This window comes from Promicromonospora sp. NPDC052451, assembly GCF_044547525.1.
GTDB lineage: Bacteria > Actinomycetota > Actinomycetes > Actinomycetales > Cellulomonadaceae > Promicromonospora.
Map to the genome: position 1 here is coordinate 16,779 of NZ_JBIUAP010000020.1, position 21,292 is coordinate 38,070.

Genomic DNA, 21,292 nt, shown 5'->3' on the forward strand with positions numbered 1-21,292 from the left:
CGTCAGCCTCCCTGCACCGCGGTGACGACCTCGACCCGGTCGCCCGGGCGGACGGTCGTGGTGTCCCATGCGCCGCGCGGCACGACGACGTCGTCCAGCGCGACCGCCACGCCCTGCGGGGCGCCGTCCACCACGACGCCGGGCAGCAGGCGCGCCACGAGGTCGGTGACGGGCAGCGGGGCGGGCAGCGGGTACGGGTCGCCGTTGACGAGGGCGGTGCCGGGCGAACCAGTGCGGCCGGGGTGGCTCGTCTGGTCGGGGTGGCTGGTCATGCGGTGCCTCCTTCGATGGTGCTGGACACAGGGGTGCGGACCGCCGGGGTGCCGCCTGCCGGGCCGAACCGGAGCGGGTCGGCGTACCGGGCGGCGGCGGCCACCGCGGCCCCGGCCGCCTCCTCGTCCGCCCAGGCGGACGGGGCCGCACCCAGCGCGTGGTCGAGCGCGGCCGCCGTGAGCGGGGCCAGCAGGATGCCGTTGCGGTGGTGGCCGGTGGCCAGGTGGAGGCCGGGGGCGGCCCGGCCCAGCAGCGGCGCGTTGTCGGGGCTGCCGGGGCGCGACCGGGTGGTCGCCTCCAGCAGCACGGCCTCGTCGAGGCCGGGCAGCAGCACGCGGACGTCACGCAGCAGGGCGAAGACGTCGCCGGCCCGGGTCAGGTGGTCGTCGGCGCGCTCGTGGGACGTCGCGCCCACGACCACCTCGCGCGTGCCGTCGGGCCGCACGGGGCGGGGTACCGCGTACACGGGGCGGCCCTGCACCGCGCCGCGCACGACCACCCGGGGTGCCCGGTCGGCGTCCGCGAGCAGGCGCAGCGTCGTGCCCGGCACGGGGCGCGTCGGGGCGCCCGCGTACAGGGTCCCGCTCGCGTGCCCGGCAGCCAGGACCACGGTGCCGGCCGCGTACGTGGTGCCCGCGGCGTCGACCGCGCCGGTCACGGCGCCGTCCGCCCAGGTGAGGGCTGCCGCCGCACGGCGCACGACCGTGCCGCGGGCCGCGACCACGCCCGCGAGCGCCGCGTGCAGGGCCCGCGGGTCCGCGCTGTGGTCCCCCGGCACCCAGGCCGCACCCGCCACCCGGGGCCCCGTCCCCGGTTCACGCTCGCGCGCCGCGGCGGGTGGCAGCTCGGCCGAGCCGAGGCCCCACTGGCGGTGCAGGGCGAGCAGGCGGCGCAGGGCCACCACGTCGTCGGCGTCGTAGGCGAGGGCGAGGGTGCCCGACGTCGTGTCCAGGCCGACGGCGCCGGGCGGCAGGCCGGCCGCGTGCTCGACCGCCGCGGCGTACGCGGGCCACAGGGCGAGCGCCGCGGTGCCCAGCCGGGCCTGCCCCTCCTCGCCGAAGCCGGCCTCCATGACGGGCGCGAGCATGCCCGCGGCGGCGTGGGTGGCACCGTCGCCGGGCGCGGGGTCCAGGACGACCACGCGGGCCCCGGCGTCCAGCGCCCGCCAGGCCGCGGTCAGCCCGACGATGCCCGCGCCGACCACGAGGACGTCGCACGCGCGACTGCTCATGATGCTGCTCCCTTCGCTGGCATGACCCAGATCAGGTTCGACGGTCGGCGCCCTGCGCCCTCTCAGCCCCGTGCGGGGCTCCCGTGCACGCGACCACCTTAACCCCCGTGCGGGGCGGGCCTACACTCGCGCCGTGGACCACCGCACCGACCCGCGCGCCCGCCTGGCCGACGCCCGCCTGTACCTGTGCACCGACGCCCGCGAGGGCACGGGAGACCTGGAACCGTTCCTGCACGCGGCGCTGGAGGGCGGGGTCGACGTGGTGCAGCTGCGGGACAAGTCGCTGGACGTCGCGCGCGAGATCGAGCTGCAGGCGCTCGTCGCGCGCGTGGCGACCGAGCACGGCGCCCTGTGGGCGGTCAACGACCGGGCCGACGTCGCCCGGCTGACCCGCGCGCCGGTGGTGCACATGGGCCAGGGTGACCTGCCGCCGGACGCGGTGCGCACCCTGCTGGGCGACGACCCGGTGCTGGGCCGGTCCACGCACGCCCTCGACGAGGCGCTGGCGGCGGAGGCCGACCCGCGGGTCGACTACTTCTGCGTCGGTCCGCTGTGGGCCACGCCGACCAAGCCGGGCCGCCCCGCCGTGGGCCTGGACCTGCTGCGGGAGGTGGCCGGCCGGGCCCCGGCCACGCCGTGGTTCGCGATCGGCGGGATCGACGCCGAGCGCCTGGACCAGGTGCTGGAGGCCGGGGCCCGGCGCATCGTCGTCGTCCGCGCGATCACGCAGGCCGCCGACCCGCGGGCCGCCGCGGCCGCACTGCGCAGGCGGGTCGAGGCAGCCTGAGGCGCGCGTGCGAGCGAGGGCCCCGCGGGCCATGCTGGAGGGGTCGGTGAAGCAGCCCGCCGTCCACGTCCCCGAGGGATGGAGAACGACGATGGAGAACGACACGACCCGGCAGACGGTCGCCGATGTGATGACCCCCGCACCCACCACCGTCGACGCGACCCAGCCGCTGCGCGAGGCCGCCCGGCTGATGGCCGCCGAGAACGTCGGCGCGCTGGTGGTGACCAGCGACAACACCGCCGTCGGCGTGGTGACCGACCGGGACCTGGTGGTGCGCGGCCTGGCCGAGGGCCACGGCGTGGACGCCCCGGTGCAGCAGGTCGCCAGCGAGAAGGTGGTCACGGTCGGCCACACCGACCCGGTCGAGACCGCGGTCGAGGTGATGCGCTCCGCCGCCGTGCGCCGGGTCCCGGTGCTGGACGGCGACGTGCTGGTGGGCATCGTCTCGATCGGCGACCTCGCCGTGGAGCGCGACCCGTCGTCCGCCCTGGCGGACATCTCGGATGCCGAGCCCAACCGCTGAGCGCGCTCACCCACACCAGCGACTCCGACCCCGGCATCCACCGCCGGCGGCGGGGTCGCGGGTTCTCGTACACGGACCACCGGGGCGCCCGCATCACCGACGCCGCGACGCTGGCCCGCCTCCGTGCGCTCGCCGTGCCGCCGGCATGGACCGACGTGTGGATCTGCGCCGACCCCACCGGTCATCTCCAGGCCACCGGGCGCGACGCCAGGCACCGCAAGCAGTACCTCTACCACCGGCTGTGGCGCGAGCAGCGGGACACCGCGAAGTTCGACGACCTGGTGGAGTTCGGCCGCGCCCTGGTCACGCTGCGCAAGCAGGTCGACGCCGACCTGCGCTCACCGCGGCTGGGCCCGCAGCGGGTGGTCGCGACCGTCGTCCGGCTGCTCGACGAGACCCTGATCCGGGTCGGGAACGACGAGTACGTGCGGTCCGGCGCGTCGTTCGGGCTGACGACCCTGCGTTCCCGGCACGCCGAGGTGCAGGGCGCCGAGATCCGGTTCCGCTTCCGCGGCAAGTCGGGCACCCCGCACGACGTCGTCCTGCACGACCGGCGCGTGGCGAACGTGGTGCGCCGGTGCCAGGAGCTGCCGGGCCAGCGCCTGCTGCAGTACGTGGACGGCGACGAGACCCGCACCGTCGGGTCCCGGGACGTCAACGAGTACCTCGGCCGGGTCATGGGTGACGGGTACACCGCCAAGACGTTCCGGACGTGGGGCGCCAGCGCCCTCGTCCTGGGCCACCTGCGCGGGCTGACGCCGCACACCCGGCAGGAGCACGACGCCCAGCGCGCCGAGGCCGTCCGGATCGCCGCGGCCCACCTGCACAACACCCCGGCGGTGTGCCGCAAGAGCTACGTGCACCCCGTGCTGCTGACCGAGGACCGCGCCGAGCTCGACCGCCTCGTCGAGCGCTCCGGCGCCGCCGCCGCGCGCACGTCACGGTGGATGGACGCCGACGAGCGCGCCCTGCTGAAGGTGCTCACGGCCGCCGGCCGCTCAGCCTGACGAACCCGCCGGGCAGACGGCGTCGAGCGCGCGGTCCAGCGTGTCCGGGGTGAGGCCGGCGGTGCCCACCTGGGTCTGCAGGTTCGCGAGCACCTGGTCGGAGGCCGCCCACAGGGGCACACCGGCCTCGCGGGCCACATCGGTGAGCACGCGCTCGGCGGCGTCCTCGTCGACGCCGCGGACCACGGCGACGACGCTCTTGACCCGCTCGACGGAGACCAGGCCGATGACGACGGCGCGCAGTGCGGGGTCGTCGGGAGAGATGCCGGGTGGGGACATGGGAACCTCCAGATCCAGGAGATCTGGAGCCGCTTCATGACCCCGGGTCCGACCACCGTAGGCCCCTGGCCGCCCACCAGGCAACACCCCGGTCAGCCCGCATGCGCCGGCGCCCGGCCTTTCAGGTGCGAGTGACCACAAACAGGACGAACCTCGGATCAACGGCGGCGCACCCCGCGTCGCCACGACGAAGGAGGTCTCAGATGCCTGCCTGGCTCGTCCTCATCATCATCGGCGTGGTCCTCGTGATCCTGGGGGTCGCGACGGAGATCGGGCAGTTCCTGATCTGGATCGGCGTGGCCGTCCTGGTGGTCAGCCTGATCCTCGGGCTCGCCCGGCGCACCCGGACCTGACCGGTCCCGGATGCGCGTGGCCCGGCGCCGCGTGAGCCTGGCGGTGATGCCCACACCGTCACAGCGCCTCACCACCCTGCTCACCACCCTGCACGCGCACTGGGCGCGCCACCCCCGCTGGGGTCTGGCCGCCAAGGGCGCGCTCGCGGCGTCGCTGGCGTGGGTGGTGGGGGCGCTGGCGCCGGCGCCGTTCTCCGAGCAGCCGTACTACGCGCCGCTCGGGGCGATCATCGCCACCTCGAGCACCGCCGTCCGGTCGGTACGGGACTCCGTGCAGGCGACCGGGGCGGTGCTCGCGGGCGCGGTGCTGGCCCGCGGCGTGGACCTGGCGCTCGGCTCCAGCACGCTGTCGGTGGCCCTCGTGGTGGGGACCGCCCTCCTGTGCTCCGGCTGGCGCGTCTTCGGCGAGATGGGGACGTGGGTGGTGACCTCGGCGTTGTTCGTGCTCATCCTCGGCGGCGCGGAGCAGCTCGAGTACATCACGGTGTTCGCCGGGCTCATCGTCGTGGGCGCGGCGATCGGCACCGGCGTGAACCTGCTGTTCCCGCCCCTGCCGCTCACCCCGTCGGAGGACGCGCTGGACCGCCTGCGCACCGTGCTCGTGGACCAGGTGGAGCTGCTCGCCGACCGGCTCGAACGGGTCGGGCCGCTCGCCGCCGACGAGTGGCAGCAGCGGCGCCGCGACGTCGCACCGACCATCGACCGCTCCCACGACGCCGTGTCCCGGGCCCACGAGGCGATGCGGGTCAACCGGCGAGGTCACCGGTACGGCGGCTGGGCCGCCGCGCAGGCGCGCCGCGCCGAGGCCCTGTGGACCGCCGCCGACGTGGTCGACGACGTGGTGCGGCTCCTGGCCGAGTGGGAACGCGCGGACCGTCAGGACGTCGCACTCGGCCCCGACATGCGCCCCGTCCTGGCCACCACGCTGCGTGCCTACGCGGAGGCCCTGCGCACGCGACCCGACGACGACCACGACGGCGACGCCGCCGACCGGGCCGCCGGGGCCGTCGCCGCGCTGGCCGGCGCGGTGCGCGCGGCCCGGCAGCCGTCCGGGGACGACCTGTTCGTCGCCGGGGCGCTCGTGGTGACCCTGCGGCGCGGCGTGGTGGCGCTCGGCGAGCGGGCGTGACCCCTGGCGCCGGGGCGTGCGCGCCCGGCAGAATGACGGCACCCCGACGACGGGGACCGAGCGGGAGGCAGACATGACCGAGGCCGTGACCCCCCGGGACGAGGTCTCGGCCCACTGGTGGGACCACCGTCCGGTGTTCTCCGTCACCGACCGGGCATCGCGGCTCACGGGGCTCGCCCCCGGCCGGGCACCCGGGCGGGTGACGGCCCGGCTGCTGGCGCCGGCGCTGCTGACCGGCCTCGTCTGGGCGGCCGAGGCGCTCGTGGCCTCCTGGCTGCTGTGCCACGCGACGGCCGGCTCCTGCACGGCGGGCCAGAGCGGCGGCTGGCTGGTGGCGGGCGTGCTCGTGCTCGGTTACCTGGCCGTGCTCGGCACCGTCGGCCTCGCCGAGCACGCGCTCGAGACGTTCGGGCAGCGTCGCGCCGCGTCCCTGTGGTCGTGGGCGCCGCTGCTGGCGGGGGTCGCCCTCGGTGCCGGTGGCGGCGCGGTGGCCCGGGTCGCCGCGGCGGACGACCCGGCCGCGCGGGTCCGGGAGACGCTGGACGGTGTGCCGGGCACGGAGGGCGTGCTGATACCGGCCGTCGTGGGCGCGCTGGCCGCCGGATGGGGACTGACGATCGCGGCCCGGCTCCCGGGCGCGCTGCGCCACGCCCGCGAGCGCCAGGAGACCATCGGACGGCTGCGCCGCGACGGCCTGCGGTACACGGGCCGGCTCCGGCTGGGCGAGGTCCGCCTCTGGCTGCACAGCGACCCCGAGCTCGACGTGACCGTCGCGTACGACACCGCCGCGGGACGCCGCGAGATCGCGGCGCGCATGCGCACCTCGGCGGACCGGGTACCGGTGGACGGCAGCGCCGTCGTGGTGCTCGACGACCTCCGGGGCGCCCTGCACGTCGAGCTCGACCGGGACGCCGGGCCGGTGTTCGCCCCGGAGCAGCGCTACACGCCGTCGGAGTGAGTCAGCTCGGACCGGTGGCCGAACCGTCGTCCGGCCCGGTCGTGCGGAACCCGTTGACCTTGTGCGTGCCGTCGCACCACGGCGCGATGGCCGTGCCACCGCAGCGGCACAGGGCCACTGTCGCGCGGCGGCGCAGCACGGGCTCGCCGTCGGGTCCCAGGATCGTGGCGGGGCCCCGCACCAGCAGCGGCCCGTCGGGGCACGCCGTGACGGTGACGTCGGTCGCGCGCAGCGGGCCCGCGCCGACGGCGGGGCCGGCCGCATCAGCAGGGTCGCCGGTGGGCCGGGTGGTCTCGGTCATGGTGCCGCTCCCGTCGTCGCTCGCGTCGTCCCGGTAGGCCGCGTCCTGCCCCCAACCTAGGAGGACGGGTACCGCTCGCAACCCGGTACCTGCCTGCGGCGGGGCCGGGGCGCGCTTGCGACCGGCGTGGTTCGTGCGCACGATGAGTACGGCGTCGAGCAGGGGCGCGAGCCCCGCGCACGACCAGGAGCCGCAGATGACCGCCACACCGGTACGGGACAGCGCCACCACGACCGACGCCGGTCCGGGACCCCGGCCCGCGGACCGCATGCCGACGCCGCGCCCCCGCGGCCCGGTGAGCACCGCCCTCCTCGCAGTACTCACCGCGGGGCCGCCCAGGACCGGGTCCGGCACGGCGCCGGACCCGGTGCCGGACACGGCGTCGGACACGGAGGCAACCCGGCCGGCGGCCCTGCGCCGCGCCGTCGCCGACGCCCTCGCGCCGGAGCCCGACGTGCTGGGCGACGCGGACCTGCAGCTCGCGCTCACGGTCCTGTACGAGCTGCACCACCGCGGCGTGGACGGCGTCGACGACGCCTGGGAGTGGGAGCCGGAGCTCCTCGCCGTCCGGCAGTCGCTGGAGGCACCGTTCGAGGCGGCCCTGCGCACGCGTGCGGCGCACCCGCCGTGCGCCGAGACCGACGCCGCCGGTGTGGCCCGGTGGCTGTTCGACCTCACGGCCTCGGACGGCGGCCCCCGGCTGGCGCGCTACGTCGCCAGGCGCGCCGACGCCGCGCAGGCCCGGGAGCTGCTGGTGCTCAGGTCCCTCTACCAGCTCCGGGAGGCCGACCCGCACACGTGGGCCGTCCCGCGTCTCGCCGGTGCGCCCAAGGCGGCGCTGGTGGAGATCCAGGCCGACGAGTACGGCGGCGGCCGCCCGGGCCGCATGCACGCCGAGCTCTTCGCACGGACGATGCGGGGCGCCGGCCTGGACGACGCCTACGGCCGGTACGTCGACGTCGTGCCCACCGAGGTGCTGGTGGCGCTCAACACGATGTCCCTGTTCGGGCTGCACCGGCGGTTGCGGGGCGCGATCGTCGGCCATCTCGCGGCGTTCGAGATGACGTCGTCCATCCCGAGCCGGCTCTACGCCGACGGCTTCCGGCGCCTGGGCCACGACCCGGGCACCACCGAGTACTTCGACGAGCACGTGGAGGCCGACGCCGTGCACGAGCAGATCGCCGGTCGTGACCTCGCGGGCCGGCTCGCCGAGCAGGAACCCGCGCTGCGCGACGACGTGCTGTTCGGGGCGGCGGCCTGCCTGGCGGTGGAGGGTGACGTCGCCGCGCACGCGCTGCGCCGCTGGCGGCAGGGTGACTCCGCGCTGCTGGCCCCGCTCGACGATCCGGCCGACGCGCGTGCCTGAGCTCCTGCCTGACCGGCTCGCCGATGCGGTGTACGTGCTGCCGCTGCGCCGCCCCGGCGTCGACCCCGGTGAGCTGGCCGAGCTGGCGGCGTACCTGCGCGGCGTCGCGCGGCGTGTGCCCGTGGTGGTGGCGGACGGGTCGCCGGCCGGGGTGCGGGACCGGCACGCTGCCGCGTGGGGGGCGGGGGTGCGCACCGTCGTCGTGCCCGCGGTGCCGCACCGGACCAACGGCAAGGTGATCGGGGTGCGCGCCGGCCTGGCCGCGACCACCGAGGCGCTCGTCGTGGTGGCGGACGACGACGTACGGTACGACGACGCCGCGCTCGACCGGGTGCTGGCGGCCCTGGGCGACGCGGACCTGGTCGTCCCGCAGAACGTGTTCGCCCCGCTCCCGTGGCACGCCCGGTGGGACACGGCGCGGTCGCTGGTCAACCGGGCGTTCGGGCACGACTACGCCGGGACCGTCGCGTTCCGGCGCGCTGCGCTCGGCGCCGCCGGGTACGACCCGCACGTGCTGTTCGAGAACCTGGAGCTCGAACGGACGGTCCGGTCCCGGGGCGGCCGGGTCCTGGCCGCGCCCGGCCTCGTGGTACGACGGCGCCCGCCCGGCCTCCGCCGGTTCGCCGAGCAGCGGGTCCGGCAGGCGTACGACTCCCTGGCCCAGCCGCCCCGGCTGCTCGCGGAGCTGGCGCTGGCGCCTCTGCTCACGGCGGCCGCCACGCTCGCCGTGCGGGGCTCCGGGCGCGGGCGGCAAGGGGGCCGTCTGGTCCTGGTCGCCCTGCTGGCCGGCTCCGTGGTGGTCGCGGAGGCCGGTCGACGTCGGGCCGGCGGCGTCGAGCACTTCCCGGCGACGGCGGCGCTGTGGGCCCCGGCGTGGGTGCTGGAGCGCGCCGTGTGCGCCTGGCTCGCCGCGGGATGGTGGCTGTGCGGCGGGGTGCCGTACGCGGGGACACGGCTGCGGTGCGCGGCGCACACCCGGCACCGGCTCCGGCGTCAGCCGGTTCCCGGCCGGGCGCCCGGAGCATAGAACCAGCCGTGGAACGCCGCGCGGGCCGGCTGCGGGAGCAGCCAGCCGATCGCGACCATCGCCTTGGCCTGCAGGCCGGGCACCGCCTCCGCCCGGCCCGCCTGGAGCGCGTCGACCGCCCGGCGGGCCACCGTGGCGGCGCGGGCCTTCGGCGCCCGCCCGATGTGCGTGCGTTCCATCTGGGCCGACCGGAAGAACGGCGTGCGGGTCGCCGAGGGCAGCAGGGTGGTCACCGACACGCCGGTTCCGGCGAGCTCGCCGCGCAGCGACCACGCGAACGAGCGCAGGAACGCCTTCGACGCGGCGTACGTGCCGAACAGGGGTGCGGGCATCGTGGCCGCGATCGACGACGTGACCAGGATCCGTCCCGTACCCGCCGCGACCAGCCCGGGCACCACGAGGTGCGCGAGGTGCACCACGGAGCGGACGTTCAGGTCGACGAGCCGCAGCTCGTCCTCCAGCGGGGTGTGCCGGAAGGGCCCGTGCACGCCGACGCCCGCGTTGAGCACGAAGGTGCGCACCCCGGTCTCCCGCGCCCGGGCGGCCGCCTGCTCCACGCCGTCGGGCCGGGCGAGGTCGACCTGGAGGCCCGTGACCCGGACGTCCGTGTGCTGGCGCAACCGCTGCACCGCCTCGTCCACCCCGCGCTCGGCCACCACCACCACGTCGTGGCCCCGCCGGACCAGCTCGCGGGCGATCTCGAACCCGATGCCGCTTGACGCCCCGGTGACCAGGGCGGCGTCCGCGCCGTCCGGCACGGGCCGGGGTGGGGTGGGCTGGTGCTCGGTCATCGGGCGCTCCCGTGCTCGGGTCCGGGCTCCCTGCCTGCAGGGTGGCCCCGGGGCATCCCTCGACACTAGGCACGGCGGCGCTCACTCGCACACGACCCCGGCCCGCCGGTTGCCGGTGGCCCGGACCTCGCTACCGTACAGAGCATGGTGACCGTCACGCGGGCCGCCCGCTGTGCCCCGGAGGCCGTGCTCGGGGTGCTGGCCGACGGCTGGGCGTACTCGAGCTGGGTGGTGGGCACGGCCCGCATCCGGGCCGTGGACCGCGCGTGGCCGGAGCCGGGCACCCGCATCCTGCACTCCGTGGGGCTGTGGCCGGCGCTGCTCGACGACGAGACGGTCGTGCGCGCGTGGGACCCGGAGCGCTCCATCGAGCTGCAGGCCCGGGGATGGCCCGCGGGCGAGGCGCGCGTGCTCATCGAGGTGGCACCGGCCGGCGACGGGTGCCGGGTGCGCATCACGGAGGACGCCGACAAGGGGCCCGGGACGCTGCTGCCGCGACCGGTGCGCGCCGCCGCGATCGGCCCGCGGAACGTCGAGACCCTGCGCCGGCTGGCCCTGCTCGCCGAGCGACGGACGCCCGGACAGCTCGCGCACTGACCGCCTCCGGCGGCACTGCCGCACGGCGGGCGGCGCCTCACCCGTCGCGGAGCAACCGGCCCCACGCGCTGCGGGCGAGCGCCCGCGGGATCCTGCCCCACGGGTTCGCCGCGGCCAGCGCCACCCGCGCGGCGTTCCAGCCGCACGCCCCGTGCACGCCACCGCCCGGGTGGGTGGCCGCGCCGGCGAGGTACAGCCGCTCCACCGGGGTCTCGGGCCGGCCGAGGCCCGGCGTCGGCCGGAGGAACAGCTGCTGGTGCACCGCCGACGTGCCGCCGTTGACCGCACCTCCGGCGAGGTTGGCGTCGGCCGCCTGCAGGTCGGCCGGGCTCTGGACCGACCTGCCCACCACGGCGTCGCGGAACCCGGGCGCGACGCGGTCCAGGGCGTCCTCGACGAGCCGCGCCTGGCGGGCCACCGTCTCGTCGGTCCAGTCCACGCCGTGCGGCACGTGGGTGTAGGCCCACGCGGACTCGGTGCCGCGGGGCGAACGGGTCGGGTCGGACGTCGTCATCTGCCCCAGGACCAGGAACGGCCGCGCCGGGGCCTGCCCCTTCGACAGCGCCGCGGACACGTCGACGAAGCCCCGCCGGTCCACGCCCAGGTGCACCGTCCCGGCGCCCCGGGCCGCCTCGGCCGTCCAGGCCAGCGGCGACTCCAGCGCCCAGTTGACCTTGAAGGTCGGGTGGTCCCACTGGAACCGGTCGAGGTCGCGCACCAGGCGCGCCGGCAGGTGCTCCAGCCCCACCAGGTCCCGGTAGAGGGCGGGCGCGCCGACGTCGGCCAGCACCGCCTGCCGGGCCCGGACCAGCTCACCGTGCGCGGTCCGGACGCCGACGGCGCGACCGCGCCCGATCAGCACCCGGTCGACACGCGTCCCGGTGACGATCTCTCCCCCGCCTGCCCGCACGCGTGCGGCCAGCGCCCCGGCCAGCGCCCCGGCGCCGCCGACCGGCACGGGGAAGCCGACGTCCTGGCCGAGCATGGCCAGCAGCCAGCCGTACACGCCGCTGCCGGCCGCGTCCGGCGGTACGTCGGCGTGCATCGCGTTGCCCGTGAGCAGGAGAGCGCCGCCCTCGCCCTGGAAGGTCTCGTCCGCGAGCCGGCGCACCGGCAGCACGGCGAGGCGGGCGAGGTCCAGCGCGCCGCCCGTACCGATCCTGTGCAGCAGCCGCAGCACGGGTCCGACGGCGGGCAGCGGGCTGAACAGCGCGTCGAGCAGCGGGTCGCGCACGCGCTGCCAGCCGGCGAACACCCGCAGCCACGCGTCGCCGTCCCCCGGGGCGAACGTCTCCAGGCCCGCGGCGGTGTCCTCGGGGTCGTCGTGCAGCACCGCGGCCCGGCCGTCGTCGAGCACGTGCGCGAGGACGGACGGCGCACGCGACCAGGCGAGCCCGTGCTGCTCCAGGTGCAGGTCGCGGATCACCGGCGAGCCGGCCGCGAGCGGGTAGAACGCGCTGAACAGGTCGGTGCGGTACCCGGGCGCCGTCACCTCGGCGGTCCGGACCGCGCCGCCCACGACGTCCTGCTCCTCCAGCACCAGGACCTCCCAGCCGGCGTCCACCAGGGCGTTGGCCGCGACCAGCCCGTTGGGTCCGGCACCCACGACGACGGCGTCCACGGTCCTCACCATGGCGCGGGTCCTGCAGTGCGGTCGGTGTCCACCTGCGCGCTCCCTCGTCGGCTGCGTCCGTCGGCTGCGTCCGTCGGCTGCGTCCAGCGTGCCCACGAGCGGCGGTGCTCGCCAGCGCGGGTCCGGGCCGCCCGGCAGGCCGGAGGAATCAGGACCGCGCCACCCCACTCGTGGTGGTCGACCTGGATGCGCCTCCGCTGTGCGCCGGGCTAGTCACGCGCGGATGCACGGCGCAGTGCCGCGACGCCGAGGAACTCACCGAGCGTGTACTCGATCTGCAGAACCTGTTCCCCGGTGGGGGTGGGCGCGGACGCTCGGTCGAGGTACCCGGGAAGTGTCGTCGTCGTGATGAACTCCTGGTACGCGGTGACGAGATCCTCGTCCGGGGGAAGGGTGGCGCGGTTCACCAAGCGCTTGGCGGTGGCGAGCGCCGTGCGGTCGAACGCGGCGAGGCGGGCAACGATCCCGTCGACGAAGTCGTCGAGCTCGGCGTCCGGTAGTGCGCGGGTCACCCAGCCCCACCTCTCGGCGGTGGCGGCGTCGTAGTCGAGCGAGGTCAGCACCGCCTCGAGCGCGCGGTCGCGGCCGACGAGCCGTGGCAGGCGTTCAGTTCCGCCGCCACCAGGGACGACCGCGGTCCCGACCTCGGGCTGGCCGAAGAAGGCCCTTTCCAGGCTGGCGTAGCGCAGGTCGAGGGCGAGAGCCAGCTCGTTGCCACCGCCCCGGGTGCGCCCTCGGATCTTGCCGACCGTGATGTACGGCGCCTTGGTGAGCTTCAGCGAGATGTCGGTCCACGGGTGCGGGCCGCCCGGGGCCTTCGGTTGCGGGAAGTCCGCAAGGTGCGCGAGATCGAAGTGGTTCAGGAAGAAGTCCGGTACTTCGCTCTCGAAGACGAGTACCTGCAGCTGCTCGTCGCCTCCGAGCTCGTCCACGATCTCGGAGAGCCGCTGCGCGGTCGCTCCCACGACGAGGTTCACGGGCGGGTTCGTAAACGTGATGGTCGCGACCCGCGGGGACGTGCGGCTGAACCGGATCGGTGCGTCGTTCATGGTGGGGCCTTTCGAAGAGTGCCGGACGGTCACGCGACGGTCAGGACGACCTTGCCGGGACCATGCTTGGTTGCGTGGGCCGTACCGGCCTCCGCCAGCGGATAGGTTGCCGCGACAGTGGGCTTGAGCTCTGCGTCGTTCACGAGCTCGGCGAGCGCCATCAGGCCCAGCCGGTCGGACTCGACGAAGAGACCGTTGATCCGGACGTCCTTCTCGGCTGCGGCGGGGGCGGCTGCGGCCAGGCTCTGCGGCAGTGTCGAGACCAGGCGCCCGCCGGGCCGCAGGGCGCGGACGGCCTTCAGCAGGTACTCCGCGCCGAGGACGTCGAGCACCACATCCAGATCGCTGAGCTCACCGACATCCCTGGTGTGGTGGTCAAGCACCTCCGCGGCCCCCAGGCCACGCACGAACTGTGCGTTCGCCCCCGAGGCCAGCGCGATCACGTGCGCACCGCGCGCAGTCGCGATCTGCACCGCGAGGTGGCCGACCCCTCCCGACGCGCCGGTGATCAGGACCCGCTCGCCGGCGGCGAGACCCGCCGTCTCGACGAGCGCCTGCCAGGCGGTCAGACCCGCCAGCGGCATGGCAGCGGCCTGTACGTGGCTCAGCCCGGCCGGCTTTGCGATCAGCGACCGGGTCGGGGCGATCGCGAACTCCGCGTACGCACCGCCGCCGGCGGGAAACGGAAGCAGCCCGAACACCTCGTCGCCGGGTGCGAACAGCGTGACCCCGGGGCCCACCGCCTCGATCACGCCGGACACGTCCCAGCCGAGGACGAACGGTGGCTGCCCACCGAAGATGCCCGTCTGCCGGTTCATCGCGTCGGCCGGGTTGACGCCAGCCGCGTGCACGCGGACCAGCACCTGACCGATCCGCGGCTCCGGGCGGGCAACGGTGCCCAGGCGCAGCACCTCGGGGCCGCCCAGGATGTCCTGCGTGATCGCCTGCATCGTGCTCGCCATGTCAGCCCTCCCAGCCCTCGAGCACGATCTTGCCGACAGCACGGCCGGTCTCGACCGCTGCGTGCGCGCGTCGCAGCGAGTCGACCGAGATGGGCCCGAAGTTCTCGGTGAGGGTCGGTCGCACCTGACCGGAATCGACGAGGGCGGACACCTGATCCAGGATCCAGCGCTGGTGGTGCGACTGCGGCAGGTGCAGCGGGTCCGTGAACATCAGCTCCCACAGCCAGCCGATGCTCTTGTCATTCAGCGGCGAGACGTCGCGCGGGCCGTCGTCGATCGCGACGATGCGCCCGAACGGCTCGACGATGCTCGCGTACACGCGCTCCTGGTGCTCGGAGTGTGCGGTGAACAGCCAGCGCACACCCTCCGGCGCCAGGGCGTGCACCTGGGCCGCCAGGTCGGCCCTGTGGTCGACGACCTCGTGCGCTCCCATCGAGCGCACCCACTCGGCGTTCGCCGCGCCCGCGGTGCCGATCAGCCGTACCTTCGGCGCTCGGGCACGCACGAGCTGGAGCAGGACGGATCCCACGCCACCGCTCGCGCCGACGACGAGCAGGTCACCAGCGGAGTCGTCGGTGACGCCGAGCCGGTCGAACACCGCCTCCCACGCGGTCAGCGAGGTGAGCGGCAACGAGGCGGCCTCGCCGAACGAGGCCCGCTCCGGCTTGCGGCCGACCATCCGCGCCTCGACGGTCTGGAAGCGCTGGTTGCTCCCTGCCCTGCCGATGCTGCCCGCGTAGAAGACCGCATCCCCTGGCGCGAACTCCGAGACACCCTCGCCGACCGCGTCGACGATCCCGGCGCCGTCATAGCCGAGCACGCGGAACCCGTGCGGCGAGGCGTGAGCTCGAACCTTCACGTCGACCGGGTTCACCGAGACGGCCTCCACCCGCACGACGAGCTCCCCGGGGGCGGGCGCCGGGATCGGTCCCGTTCGCACCTCGAAGGCGTTCGGATCCGACGCCGGGAGATTCCTGGAGTAGCCGATGATCGTGTTCGTTCCGGTGCTCATGGATCCGAGCGTCACACAGCGCGACAGGGCACGGGACGGGGTCTGCAGGAGTCGGCGGGAAAGTGGCGAAACCTGGCAGGAACATCGCTTCCCGATGGGTATCTGCCGTCAGTAGCTTCGTGGAGGCGGCCGGCCCGCCCACGACCTGAGGAGCACCATGTCCACCAGAGAGATCGTCGTCGGCGCCACCGAGCGCCTGTTCAACCAGAAGGACCTGACTGCCGTCGACGACCTCTTCGGGCCGGTCTACGTGCAGCACTCCGCGCTCGCCCCGGACGGCATCGAAGGGCTGCGCGGACTGGTGTCGGGCCTCTCCGAGTCGGCCGGCTACGAACTGGTGCGAGCGCTCGCGGACCAGGATCTGGTCGTGACGCACGGTGTCTTCTCCGGCTTCGCACCGGTACCGCTGATCGGCTACGACGTGTGGCGCGTACGGGACGGCAGGATCGTCGAACACTGGGACGCGCTCGGGCCTGCGAGCGCCCCGACAGGCGACGGACGCTCGCAGACGAGCGGACCGGGACTCTCCCCTGGCGCGCACGACACGACGACGAACAAGGCCCTGGTCGAGCGCCTGGTGCAGCGTGTCCTGATCGAGCGGGCGGACGAGAACCTGACCGACTACCTCGCGCCGGAGCTGGTCGAGCACGACCCCGCGTATCCCGGCGGCATCGACGGGTTCCGGGAGGCGCTGCGCGCGCAGGTCGTGACGTACGACGAGCTGCACATGGTCCTCGCCGACGCGGACTTCGTGTACACGCGTTCGCAGGGGACGACCGACCTTCCCGTGATCATCAACGACCTGTGGCGGATCGGGGACGGCCGTGTTGCCGAGCACTGGTCGCTGACCGCGCCCGTGCCTCCGTATCTGCCGCACGGCAACGGCGCCTTCTGAGCCCCCCGTGATCCAGCACGAGACCCTCACCACCGCGGATGGCCTGAACGTGTCGCGGAGTCATAATCAAGTCATGTCCCCTCGTGTACCGCACCGGGTCGTGGTCCTCGCTCAGGACGGTGCCTACCCGTTCGAGCTCGGCATCCCTGCACGGGTCTTCGGCGCGACGGACGGCGCCTACGAGGTGACGCTGTGCACGCCCACGGGAGCGCCCATCGCGACGAATGCGGGTTTCGACGTCGTGCCCACGGCGGGTGTCGACGCGCTCAGCCACGCGGACACGGTGATCGTCGCGCCCGTCGAGCCGCGGTTCCTCAAGCGCGGTCTCGATGACGACGTCCGTGCCGCGCTCGCACTGATCCGCCCTGAGGCTCGCGTCGTGTCGATCTGCACCGGTGTGTTCACGCTCGCCGCAGCCGGGCTGTTGAAGGGGCGCACGGCGACCACGCACTGGGAGTGCGAGCCGCTGTTCCGCAGGTGGTACCCGTGGATCGACCTGGACGAGAACGTGTTGTTCGTGGACGCGGGCGATGTGCTCACCTCGGCGGGTGCGGCGTCCGGCATCGACCTGTGCCTGCACCTGATCCGCATGGACCACGGCTCCGAGACGGCCACGACCGCCGCCCGGCGCTGTGTGGTCGCACCGCACCGAGACGGCGGGCAGGCGCAGTTCATCGAACGGCCCGTTCCCGACCCGCGGGACGCATCGACCTCGGACACCAGGCAGTGGGCACTACAGCGCCTGGGCGAGTCGCTCACCGTCTCGCAGCTCGCACGGCACGCGCACATGAGCGAGCGCACGTTCGCGCGCCGCTTCCGGGCAGAGACAGGCCTCGCCCCCCGGCAATGGCTGACCCGTCAGCGGCTCGCGCTCGCGCGTGAGCTGCTGGAGACCACCGACATCGGCGTCGACGAGATCGCCGCCACCGTCGGATACGCGACAGCGACATCGCTGCGCAACCACCTTGCGTCGACCCTCGGCGTCTCACCGATGGCGTACCGACAGACGTTCCGCTCGACCCCGCCTCAAGCGAAGAAAGGTACCGCGCACAGGCAGCCGCAGGTCGCCTGAAGGGAATCACCGTCACGCCGAGCGCCACGGAGCTGAGGTGCGCGCGAGAGCCGGCAGGACTACCCGCCACAGGGCCGGGCGCAGGCCTCTGCCGCGGCGCCGGACCCTGTGGCGGTCTTGAGGCCAGAGCCGAATCCGGTCGAGGATGTCCTGGTCGCGTGTCCCCGACGGGGACAGGCTCCGGAGCGGCGCATCACAGGGTCGGCTCCGTGTCGAGGCTCGTCAGGTCACGACGCAGCGATGCCACCTGAGGCCCGGTGGCATCGCTCCGGGTGCCGGGAGCGCGATGCCGGGTAACGGTCCACGCCGGGCGCAGCGCCTGCAGCAGGTCCAGCGAACGGTTCCAGGCCCGTCGCGCCGCGGCATCGACCCCCTCGAGCCGCGCACGGACGCCGTTGCTCACGAGATCCCCGCAGAATGCGGCATCCAGATCGCGCACCGACACGAACGCGGCCCGGCGTCCGGCGATCTCGCCGAGGTCGAACAGCCGCAGCTCGTGGCCCTCCAGGTCCAGCCCTGTGACTGCGGGCGCCGCGACGACGCCTGCCTCCGGGAACGCACGCAGCACGGTTCGCAAGCCCGGAGTACTGCCTCCCGGCAGAACGATCACACCGGTCAGCTGCTTGCCCGTCGACCGGATCCAGGCCGCGAGATCCTCCGCCTCGACGGTGGCGGACGGGGCGTCCACGAGGACGGCGTCCCGCGCCCCGGCGACGAGCGTCGCCGTCCGGGCGCCGCCCAGCCAGATCTCCATGGTCAGCGGGGCCAGCAACGTGCCGCCGGCGAGCTGCAGGCGACGCTCGAGCCAGGCGCCGACATGGTCACGGGCCTCCTGGCCGTTGTCGCTCACCAGCTCGGCCGACCACGTCACGCGGCTGTAGCCGTCGGGCTCGGCGGAGACACGGACAACGCCGTCCAAGTCGTCACGGGCGGATCCGCCCGGCACTCGTGCCTGGTACGCGACCAGGCCGGACTCACGGCGGGTGATGGACTCCACGGCACCGAACCGGTTGCCGCCGAAGCGCACGAGCCGAGAACCTGGCGGATCCCTCGGCGTGACCTCGACCAGGTCGGCAAGAGTGCTCAGGTCGTCGAGCGTTTCAAACCGCGACCAGACACTGATCGCAGGCTCCCGGAACAGCGCTGCCCGCGCCACGTGGGCGCGACGGACGGCAGCCGACGTCACTGGTGCTTCCCTCCCGGTCGCCCGAGGCTCCGGCGACCCCACCGACCGTAGACTGGTGGCCCGGGCCGAGGGTGGCCCTGTCGCGGACAGGCAGCTCGTCGTGGAGCTGCGGTCCTGGCCGGACTCACCTCGAGGGAAAGGACTCGCACGTGGGTGTCAAGGGTTCGCCGCTCGGCGACTACCTGCGCGCGCGCCGCGCGGTCGTCTCCCCCGAGGAAGCGGGCGTCACTTCGCACACGCGGCGTCGTGTCCCGGGTCTGCGGCGCGACGAGGTCGCCCGCGCCGCCGGCATCAGCCAGGAGTACTACCTACGGCTCGAACAAGGCCGCGACCGCACCCCGTCGGACCAGGTGCTGCGCGCACTCGGCCGCGCGCTGATGCTGGACGAGGCCGCCATCACCTACATGCTCCTGCTCGCGAACGCCGAACCGGTCGACCTGCCGGCCCAGGAGGCCGCGGTCTCGATGGACAATCTCGCGGCGATCCTGAACGCCTGGCCGAACACTCCCGCCTACATCATCGACTCACGGCACACCGTCGTGCTCTCGAACGCCATGGCCCGTGCCGTCGTCCCGCATGCGCTCGAACCGGGCGTGAACATCGCCGAGGCGGTGTTCACCCTGCCCGAGGTCCGCGCGCTACCGACCTGGGACCAGCTTGCCTCGCGAACAGTGCGCCGGCTGCGCTACTACGGGCACCCGTTCGATCCTCGTCTCCACGAGCTGGCAGCGCGGCTGTCCGAGCAGGATCCGGTCTTCCGTACGCTCTGGGAACGACAGGACGTCGACCCGTACTACGACGGAGACGTACGCCCGCAGGTGAAGGGGTACGGTCAGATCGTGCTGCGTCACCAGACACTCGTGGTTCCCGGCACGCCTGGCTACCTGCTCTGCGTGTACCACGCCGAGCCGGGCACACCGAGCGCGGAGGCGATCGTGCACCTCGCTGCTCGGACCTCCTCCACCACCGCAGAGGCGCATCGCCACTGAGCCGAGCAGCCTGTCCCTCGTAGGAGCACGCTGGATCTCCACGCGCTCCGTAACTTCGTCCCTGTGCCGGTCACCCCGATCGGCGCAGGGATGGAGTCACACATGGACAACGCCGACAACGGCCCGGTCACCGCGCGTACCGTCCGCACCGGCACGGTCGTCGCAGCGAACGACATCGAGTACGCCTACCGCCGCTTCGGTCACAGCACCGATGGTGTCCCCCTCGTCTTCCTGCAGCACTTCCGCGGGAACCTGGACAACTGGGATCCTGACCTGGTCGACGACATCGCCGCTGAGCGCGAGGTCATCCTCGTCGACAACGCCGGAGTGGGCGCCTCCACAGGAACGGTTCCGTCAACCGTCGCCGAGATGGCGCGCGACCTGCTCGCCTTCACCGATGCGCTGGGCGTTCGCACGTTCGACCTGTTCGGATTCTCGCTCGGCGGGTTCGTCGCGCAGGAGCTCGCGCTGCTGCGCCCATGGGCCGTGCGTCTGCTGGTGCTCGCCGGAACCGGACCCGCCGGCGCACCGACCATGCACGGCTGGCGCGAGGACATCCAGCGCGAGGCCCGCTTGGACGTCAGCACCGCGGAGAGCCTGCTCTACATCTTCTTCGCGCACACCGACACGAGCCGCGCGCTCGGCACCGACTTCCTCGGGCGGATCTTCTCCCGCGAGGATCGCGACGAGCCGACGACGACAACGGTGCGCGACGCGCAGTACGACGCGATCCTCGCCTGGGGCATCCCCGACTTCAGCAAGCTCCAGCGCCTCACCGCCATCACCCAGCCGACCCTGATCCTGCAGGGCGACGACGACCTGATGATCCGCACACCGGGGAGCCACACGCTCGCCGGACTCATCCCCGACGCGCAGCTGCACATCTTCCCCGATGCCGCGCATGCGTCGATCTTCCAGTACCCGCACGAGGCCGCCCGCCTCGTCCTCGAGTTCGTGGCGGCCAAGACCACCACGGCCGCCGCCTGAGAGGAATGCCCATGACCAGCCCGACCTACCTTCTCGACCGAATCCTCGATGCTCATGGCGGCCGTGCCCGCTGGGCCGAGGTGTCCACCATCAGTGCCGAGCGCTCGTTCGGCGGCGCTTTCTGGGGCCTCAAGCAGGTCGCCGGAGTCGCCGAGCACGGCCGGTTCACGGTAGACCTGCGCCACCAGGAGACCAGCCTGGAGAGCTTCGGGGCGCCCGATGTGCGCACCCGGTTCACTGCGGACCGGGTCGAGATGGTGCGCGCGACCATGGACGGCGACGAGATCATCGACGCCGTCGACAACCCGCGCGCGACCTTCGAGGGCCACGTCCTGGAAACCCCGTGGACCCAGCTTCAGCTCGCCTACTTCACCGGCTACGCCATGTGGACCTACAACACCGAGCCGTGGTCGTTCACCTTCCCCGGTGTGCAGGTCGAGGAGACCGGCCCGTGGACCGAGCCCGACGGCACGGTGCTCGACCGGCTGCGTGTCACCTACCCGCCGCAGATCGCAACGCACACCCCGACGCAGACCCTCTACGCGGACACGGACGGCGTGCTTCGCCGCCGCGACTACGAGGTCGACATCGCCGGCGGATCCCCGAGCGTCGAGTACATGACGGACCAGTTCTGGGCCGACGGACTGCTCCTCGCCGGCAGCCGCAAGATCTTCGTCCGTGACGGCGACGGCACGGCGGTCCCGGACCCTCTCATCGTCTCGATCGACATCAGCGACGTCCGACTCGGCTGATCCGTCGGCTCGGACGCGTCGGCTGCCGGAGCCAGGACAGCGCCCAGTGGGCCATTCCTGCCCACCGCGGCCCCTCAACCCCATGTGTCATCACAAGGAAGACGCCACTCCACGCGTGGTGGTCGACCTAGAT

At 74.1% G+C, this 21,292-nt stretch carries 24 protein-coding genes and 1 riboswitch; of the genes, 14 read left to right on the plus strand and 10 right to left on the minus strand.

The window, feature by feature from the left end:
• Nucleotides 1-2: 2 nt before the first annotated feature.
• Nucleotides 3-272 carry a sulfur carrier protein ThiS gene (gene thiS, locus ACIG47_RS24815; protein ID WP_397417722.1) on the minus strand — a complete coding sequence of 90 codons (270 nt, stop codon included), beginning with the start codon at nucleotides 270-272 and terminating at the stop codon, nucleotides 3-5.
• Nucleotides 269-1,504 carry an FAD-dependent oxidoreductase gene (locus ACIG47_RS24820; RefSeq protein WP_397433749.1) on the minus strand — a complete coding sequence of 412 codons (1,236 nt, stop codon included), beginning with the start codon at nucleotides 1,502-1,504 and terminating at the stop codon, nucleotides 269-271. Before ACIG47_RS24820 ends, thiS begins: the two co-directional genes overlap by 4 nt.
• Nucleotides 1,496-1,599, minus strand: a riboswitch (TPP riboswitch). (Overlaps the previous gene by 9 nt.)
• Nucleotides 1,600-1,637: 38 nt before the next feature.
• Here ACIG47_RS24820 and thiE point away from each other — a divergent pair.
• From thiE to ACIG47_RS24835, 3 genes are all read left to right on the plus strand, one after another.
• Nucleotides 1,638-2,291, plus strand: coding sequence for a thiamine phosphate synthase (gene thiE, locus ACIG47_RS24825; RefSeq protein WP_397433750.1), 654 nt, complete (start codon nucleotides 1,638-1,640; stop codon nucleotides 2,289-2,291).
• 91 nt (nucleotides 2,292-2,382) lie between these two features.
• Nucleotides 2,383-2,814, plus strand: coding sequence for a CBS domain-containing protein (locus ACIG47_RS24830; protein ID WP_397433751.1), 432 nt, complete (start codon nucleotides 2,383-2,385; stop codon nucleotides 2,812-2,814).
• A 35-nt stretch (nucleotides 2,815-2,849) separates the two neighbouring features.
• On the plus strand, nucleotides 2,850-3,821 hold the full coding sequence (locus tag ACIG47_RS24835; RefSeq protein WP_397433813.1) for a DNA topoisomerase IB: 972 nt from the start codon (nucleotides 2,850-2,852) through the stop codon (nucleotides 3,819-3,821).
• On the opposite strand, the gene ACIG47_RS24840 is transcribed toward ACIG47_RS24835, so the two are convergent.
• Nucleotides 3,813-4,100 carry a hypothetical protein gene (locus ACIG47_RS24840; protein ID WP_397417731.1) on the minus strand — a complete coding sequence of 96 codons (288 nt, stop codon included), beginning with the start codon at nucleotides 4,098-4,100 and terminating at the stop codon, nucleotides 3,813-3,815. The two genes, ACIG47_RS24835 and ACIG47_RS24840, sit on opposite strands and share 9 nt — an antisense overlap.
• A 203-nt stretch (nucleotides 4,101-4,303) precedes the next feature.
• On the opposite strand from ACIG47_RS24840, the gene ACIG47_RS24845 reads away from it, so the two are divergent.
• From ACIG47_RS24845 to ACIG47_RS24855, 3 genes are all read left to right on the plus strand, one after another.
• Nucleotides 4,304-4,453 (plus strand): hypothetical protein, encoded by a 150-nt coding sequence (locus ACIG47_RS24845; protein ID WP_397417734.1) that lies wholly within the window; start codon nucleotides 4,304-4,306, stop codon nucleotides 4,451-4,453.
• Nucleotides 4,454-4,499: 46 nt separating this feature from the next.
• Nucleotides 4,500-5,582: a hypothetical protein gene (locus ACIG47_RS24850; RefSeq protein WP_397433752.1), complete on the plus strand. Its 1,083-nt coding sequence runs from the start codon at nucleotides 4,500-4,502 to the stop codon at nucleotides 5,580-5,582.
• Nucleotides 5,583-5,655: 73 nt separating this feature from the next.
• Entirely contained in the window at nucleotides 5,656-6,540 is an 885-nt protein-coding gene (locus ACIG47_RS24855; protein WP_397433753.1) for a hypothetical protein, read from the plus strand.
• A 1-nt stretch (nucleotide 6,541) separates the two neighbouring features.
• On the opposite strand, the gene ACIG47_RS24860 is transcribed toward ACIG47_RS24855, so the two are convergent.
• Nucleotides 6,542-7,048 (minus strand): CDGSH iron-sulfur domain-containing protein, encoded by a 507-nt coding sequence (locus ACIG47_RS24860; RefSeq protein WP_397433754.1) that lies wholly within the window; start codon nucleotides 7,046-7,048, stop codon nucleotides 6,542-6,544.
• 61 nt (nucleotides 7,049-7,109) lie between these two features.
• Between ACIG47_RS24860 and ACIG47_RS24865 the strand changes: the two genes are divergently transcribed.
• Both ACIG47_RS24865 and ACIG47_RS24870 read left to right on the plus strand, forming a co-directional pair.
• Nucleotides 7,110-8,207, plus strand: coding sequence for an iron-containing redox enzyme family protein (locus tag ACIG47_RS24865; protein ID WP_397433814.1), 1,098 nt, complete (start codon nucleotides 7,110-7,112; stop codon nucleotides 8,205-8,207).
• Nucleotides 8,200-9,234 carry a glycosyltransferase gene (locus ACIG47_RS24870; RefSeq protein ID WP_397433756.1) on the plus strand — a complete coding sequence of 345 codons (1,035 nt, stop codon included), beginning with the start codon at nucleotides 8,200-8,202 and terminating at the stop codon, nucleotides 9,232-9,234. Before ACIG47_RS24865 ends, ACIG47_RS24870 begins: the two co-directional genes overlap by 8 nt.
• On the opposite strand, the gene ACIG47_RS24875 is transcribed toward ACIG47_RS24870, so the two are convergent.
• A complete protein-coding gene (locus ACIG47_RS24875; protein ID WP_397433757.1) occupies nucleotides 9,201-10,025 on the minus strand; it encodes an SDR family NAD(P)-dependent oxidoreductase in 825 nt (274 codons plus the stop codon). The genes ACIG47_RS24870 and ACIG47_RS24875 overlap by 34 nt on opposite strands.
• A gap of 144 nt (nucleotides 10,026-10,169) precedes the next feature.
• Between ACIG47_RS24875 and ACIG47_RS24880 the strand changes: the two genes are divergently transcribed.
• Entirely contained in the window at nucleotides 10,170-10,622 is a 453-nt protein-coding gene (locus ACIG47_RS24880; protein WP_397417746.1) for an SRPBCC family protein, read from the plus strand.
• 37 nt (nucleotides 10,623-10,659) lie between these two features.
• Here the strand turns inward: ACIG47_RS24880 and ACIG47_RS24885 are convergent, their stop codons facing one another.
• The 4 genes from ACIG47_RS24885 to ACIG47_RS24900 all read right to left on the minus strand — a co-directional run bounded on the left by ACIG47_RS24885 (nucleotide 10,660) and on the right by ACIG47_RS24900 (nucleotide 15,278).
• On the minus strand, nucleotides 10,660-12,255 hold the full coding sequence (locus ACIG47_RS24885; RefSeq protein WP_397433758.1) for a phytoene desaturase family protein: 1,596 nt from the start codon (nucleotides 12,253-12,255) through the stop codon (nucleotides 10,660-10,662).
• Nucleotides 12,256-12,464: 209 nt separating this feature from the next.
• Entirely contained in the window at nucleotides 12,465-13,304 is an 840-nt protein-coding gene (locus ACIG47_RS24890) for an enoyl-CoA hydratase/isomerase family protein (RefSeq protein WP_397433759.1), read from the minus strand.
• A 29-nt stretch (nucleotides 13,305-13,333) separates the two neighbouring features.
• Nucleotides 13,334-14,254 carry an NADP-dependent oxidoreductase gene (locus ACIG47_RS24895; protein ID WP_397433761.1) on the minus strand — a complete coding sequence of 307 codons (921 nt, stop codon included), beginning with the start codon at nucleotides 14,252-14,254 and terminating at the stop codon, nucleotides 13,334-13,336.
• A gap of 13 nt (nucleotides 14,255-14,267) precedes the next feature.
• On the minus strand, nucleotides 14,268-15,278 hold the full coding sequence (locus ACIG47_RS24900) for a zinc-binding alcohol dehydrogenase family protein (RefSeq protein ID WP_397433762.1): 1,011 nt from the start codon (nucleotides 15,276-15,278) through the stop codon (nucleotides 14,268-14,270).
• 157 nt (nucleotides 15,279-15,435) lie between these two features.
• Between ACIG47_RS24900 and ACIG47_RS24905 the strand changes: the two genes are divergently transcribed.
• Complete coding sequence (locus tag ACIG47_RS24905; RefSeq protein WP_397433763.1) at nucleotides 15,436-16,173, plus strand: nuclear transport factor 2 family protein; 738 nt, start codon at nucleotides 15,436-15,438, stop codon at nucleotides 16,171-16,173.
• Between the two features lie 73 nt (nucleotides 16,174-16,246).
• Nucleotides 16,247-17,245: a GlxA family transcriptional regulator gene (locus ACIG47_RS24910; protein WP_397433764.1), complete on the plus strand. Its 999-nt coding sequence runs from the start codon at nucleotides 16,247-16,249 to the stop codon at nucleotides 17,243-17,245.
• A gap of 193 nt (nucleotides 17,246-17,438) precedes the next feature.
• Here ACIG47_RS24910 and ACIG47_RS24915 read toward each other — a convergent pair whose 3' ends face one another.
• The gene (locus ACIG47_RS24915) at nucleotides 17,439-18,431 is read right to left on the minus strand and encodes a hypothetical protein (protein WP_397433765.1); all 993 of its coding nucleotides are present in this window, start codon (nucleotides 18,429-18,431) and stop codon (nucleotides 17,439-17,441) included.
• Between the two features lie 149 nt (nucleotides 18,432-18,580).
• Here ACIG47_RS24915 and ACIG47_RS24920 point away from each other — a divergent pair, with 149 nt between their 5' ends.
• The 3 genes from ACIG47_RS24920 to ACIG47_RS24930 all read left to right on the plus strand — a co-directional run bounded on the left by ACIG47_RS24920 (nucleotide 18,581) and on the right by ACIG47_RS24930 (nucleotide 21,159).
• The gene (locus ACIG47_RS24920) at nucleotides 18,581-19,420 is read left to right on the plus strand and encodes a helix-turn-helix domain-containing protein (RefSeq protein WP_397433766.1); all 840 of its coding nucleotides are present in this window, start codon (nucleotides 18,581-18,583) and stop codon (nucleotides 19,418-19,420) included.
• A gap of 102 nt (nucleotides 19,421-19,522) precedes the next feature.
• Nucleotides 19,523-20,407, plus strand: coding sequence for an alpha/beta fold hydrolase (locus ACIG47_RS24925; protein WP_397433767.1), 885 nt, complete (start codon nucleotides 19,523-19,525; stop codon nucleotides 20,405-20,407).
• An 11-nt stretch (nucleotides 20,408-20,418) separates the two neighbouring features.
• Complete coding sequence (locus tag ACIG47_RS24930; protein ID WP_397433768.1) at nucleotides 20,419-21,159, plus strand: hypothetical protein; 741 nt, start codon at nucleotides 20,419-20,421, stop codon at nucleotides 21,157-21,159.
• Nucleotides 21,160-21,292 lie beyond the last annotated feature (133 nt).

Bases quoted from the DNA above. Each gene is read 5' to 3' on its own strand.
- thiS (WP_397417722.1), bottom strand. From the start codon at position 272: ATGACCAGCCACCCCGACCAGACGAGCCACCCCGGCCGCACTGGTTCG.
- ACIG47_RS24820 (WP_397433749.1), bottom strand. From the start codon at position 1,504: ATGAGCAGTCGCGCGTGCGACGTCCTCGTGGTCGGCGCGGGCATCGTC.
- ACIG47_RS24830 (WP_397433751.1), top strand. From the start codon at position 2,383: ATGGAGAACGACACGACCCGGCAGACGGTCGCCGATGTGATGACCCCC.
- ACIG47_RS24840 (WP_397417731.1), bottom strand. From the start codon at position 4,100: ATGTCCCCACCCGGCATCTCTCCCGACGACCCCGCACTGCGCGCCGTC.
- ACIG47_RS24845 (WP_397417734.1), top strand. From the start codon at position 4,304: ATGCCTGCCTGGCTCGTCCTCATCATCATCGGCGTGGTCCTCGTGATC.
- ACIG47_RS24850 (WP_397433752.1), top strand. From the start codon at position 4,500: ATGCCCACACCGTCACAGCGCCTCACCACCCTGCTCACCACCCTGCAC.
- ACIG47_RS24855 (WP_397433753.1), top strand. From the start codon at position 5,656: ATGACCGAGGCCGTGACCCCCCGGGACGAGGTCTCGGCCCACTGGTGG.
- ACIG47_RS24865 (WP_397433814.1), top strand. From the start codon at position 7,110: ATGCCGACGCCGCGCCCCCGCGGCCCGGTGAGCACCGCCCTCCTCGCA.
- ACIG47_RS24875 (WP_397433757.1), bottom strand. From the start codon at position 10,025: ATGACCGAGCACCAGCCCACCCCACCCCGGCCCGTGCCGGACGGCGCG.
- ACIG47_RS24880 (WP_397417746.1), top strand. From the start codon at position 10,170: ATGGTGACCGTCACGCGGGCCGCCCGCTGTGCCCCGGAGGCCGTGCTC.
- ACIG47_RS24885 (WP_397433758.1), bottom strand. From the start codon at position 12,255: ATGGTGAGGACCGTGGACGCCGTCGTCGTGGGTGCCGGACCCAACGGG.
- ACIG47_RS24890 (WP_397433759.1), bottom strand. From the start codon at position 13,304: ATGAACGACGCACCGATCCGGTTCAGCCGCACGTCCCCGCGGGTCGCG.
- ACIG47_RS24895 (WP_397433761.1), bottom strand. From the start codon at position 14,254: ATGCAGGCGATCACGCAGGACATCCTGGGCGGCCCCGAGGTGCTGCGC.
- ACIG47_RS24900 (WP_397433762.1), bottom strand. From the start codon at position 15,278: ATGAGCACCGGAACGAACACGATCATCGGCTACTCCAGGAATCTCCCG.
- ACIG47_RS24905 (WP_397433763.1), top strand. From the start codon at position 15,436: ATGTCCACCAGAGAGATCGTCGTCGGCGCCACCGAGCGCCTGTTCAAC.
- ACIG47_RS24910 (WP_397433764.1), top strand. From the start codon at position 16,247: ATGTCCCCTCGTGTACCGCACCGGGTCGTGGTCCTCGCTCAGGACGGT.
- ACIG47_RS24925 (WP_397433767.1), top strand. From the start codon at position 19,523: ATGGACAACGCCGACAACGGCCCGGTCACCGCGCGTACCGTCCGCACC.
- ACIG47_RS24930 (WP_397433768.1), top strand. From the start codon at position 20,419: ATGACCAGCCCGACCTACCTTCTCGACCGAATCCTCGATGCTCATGGC.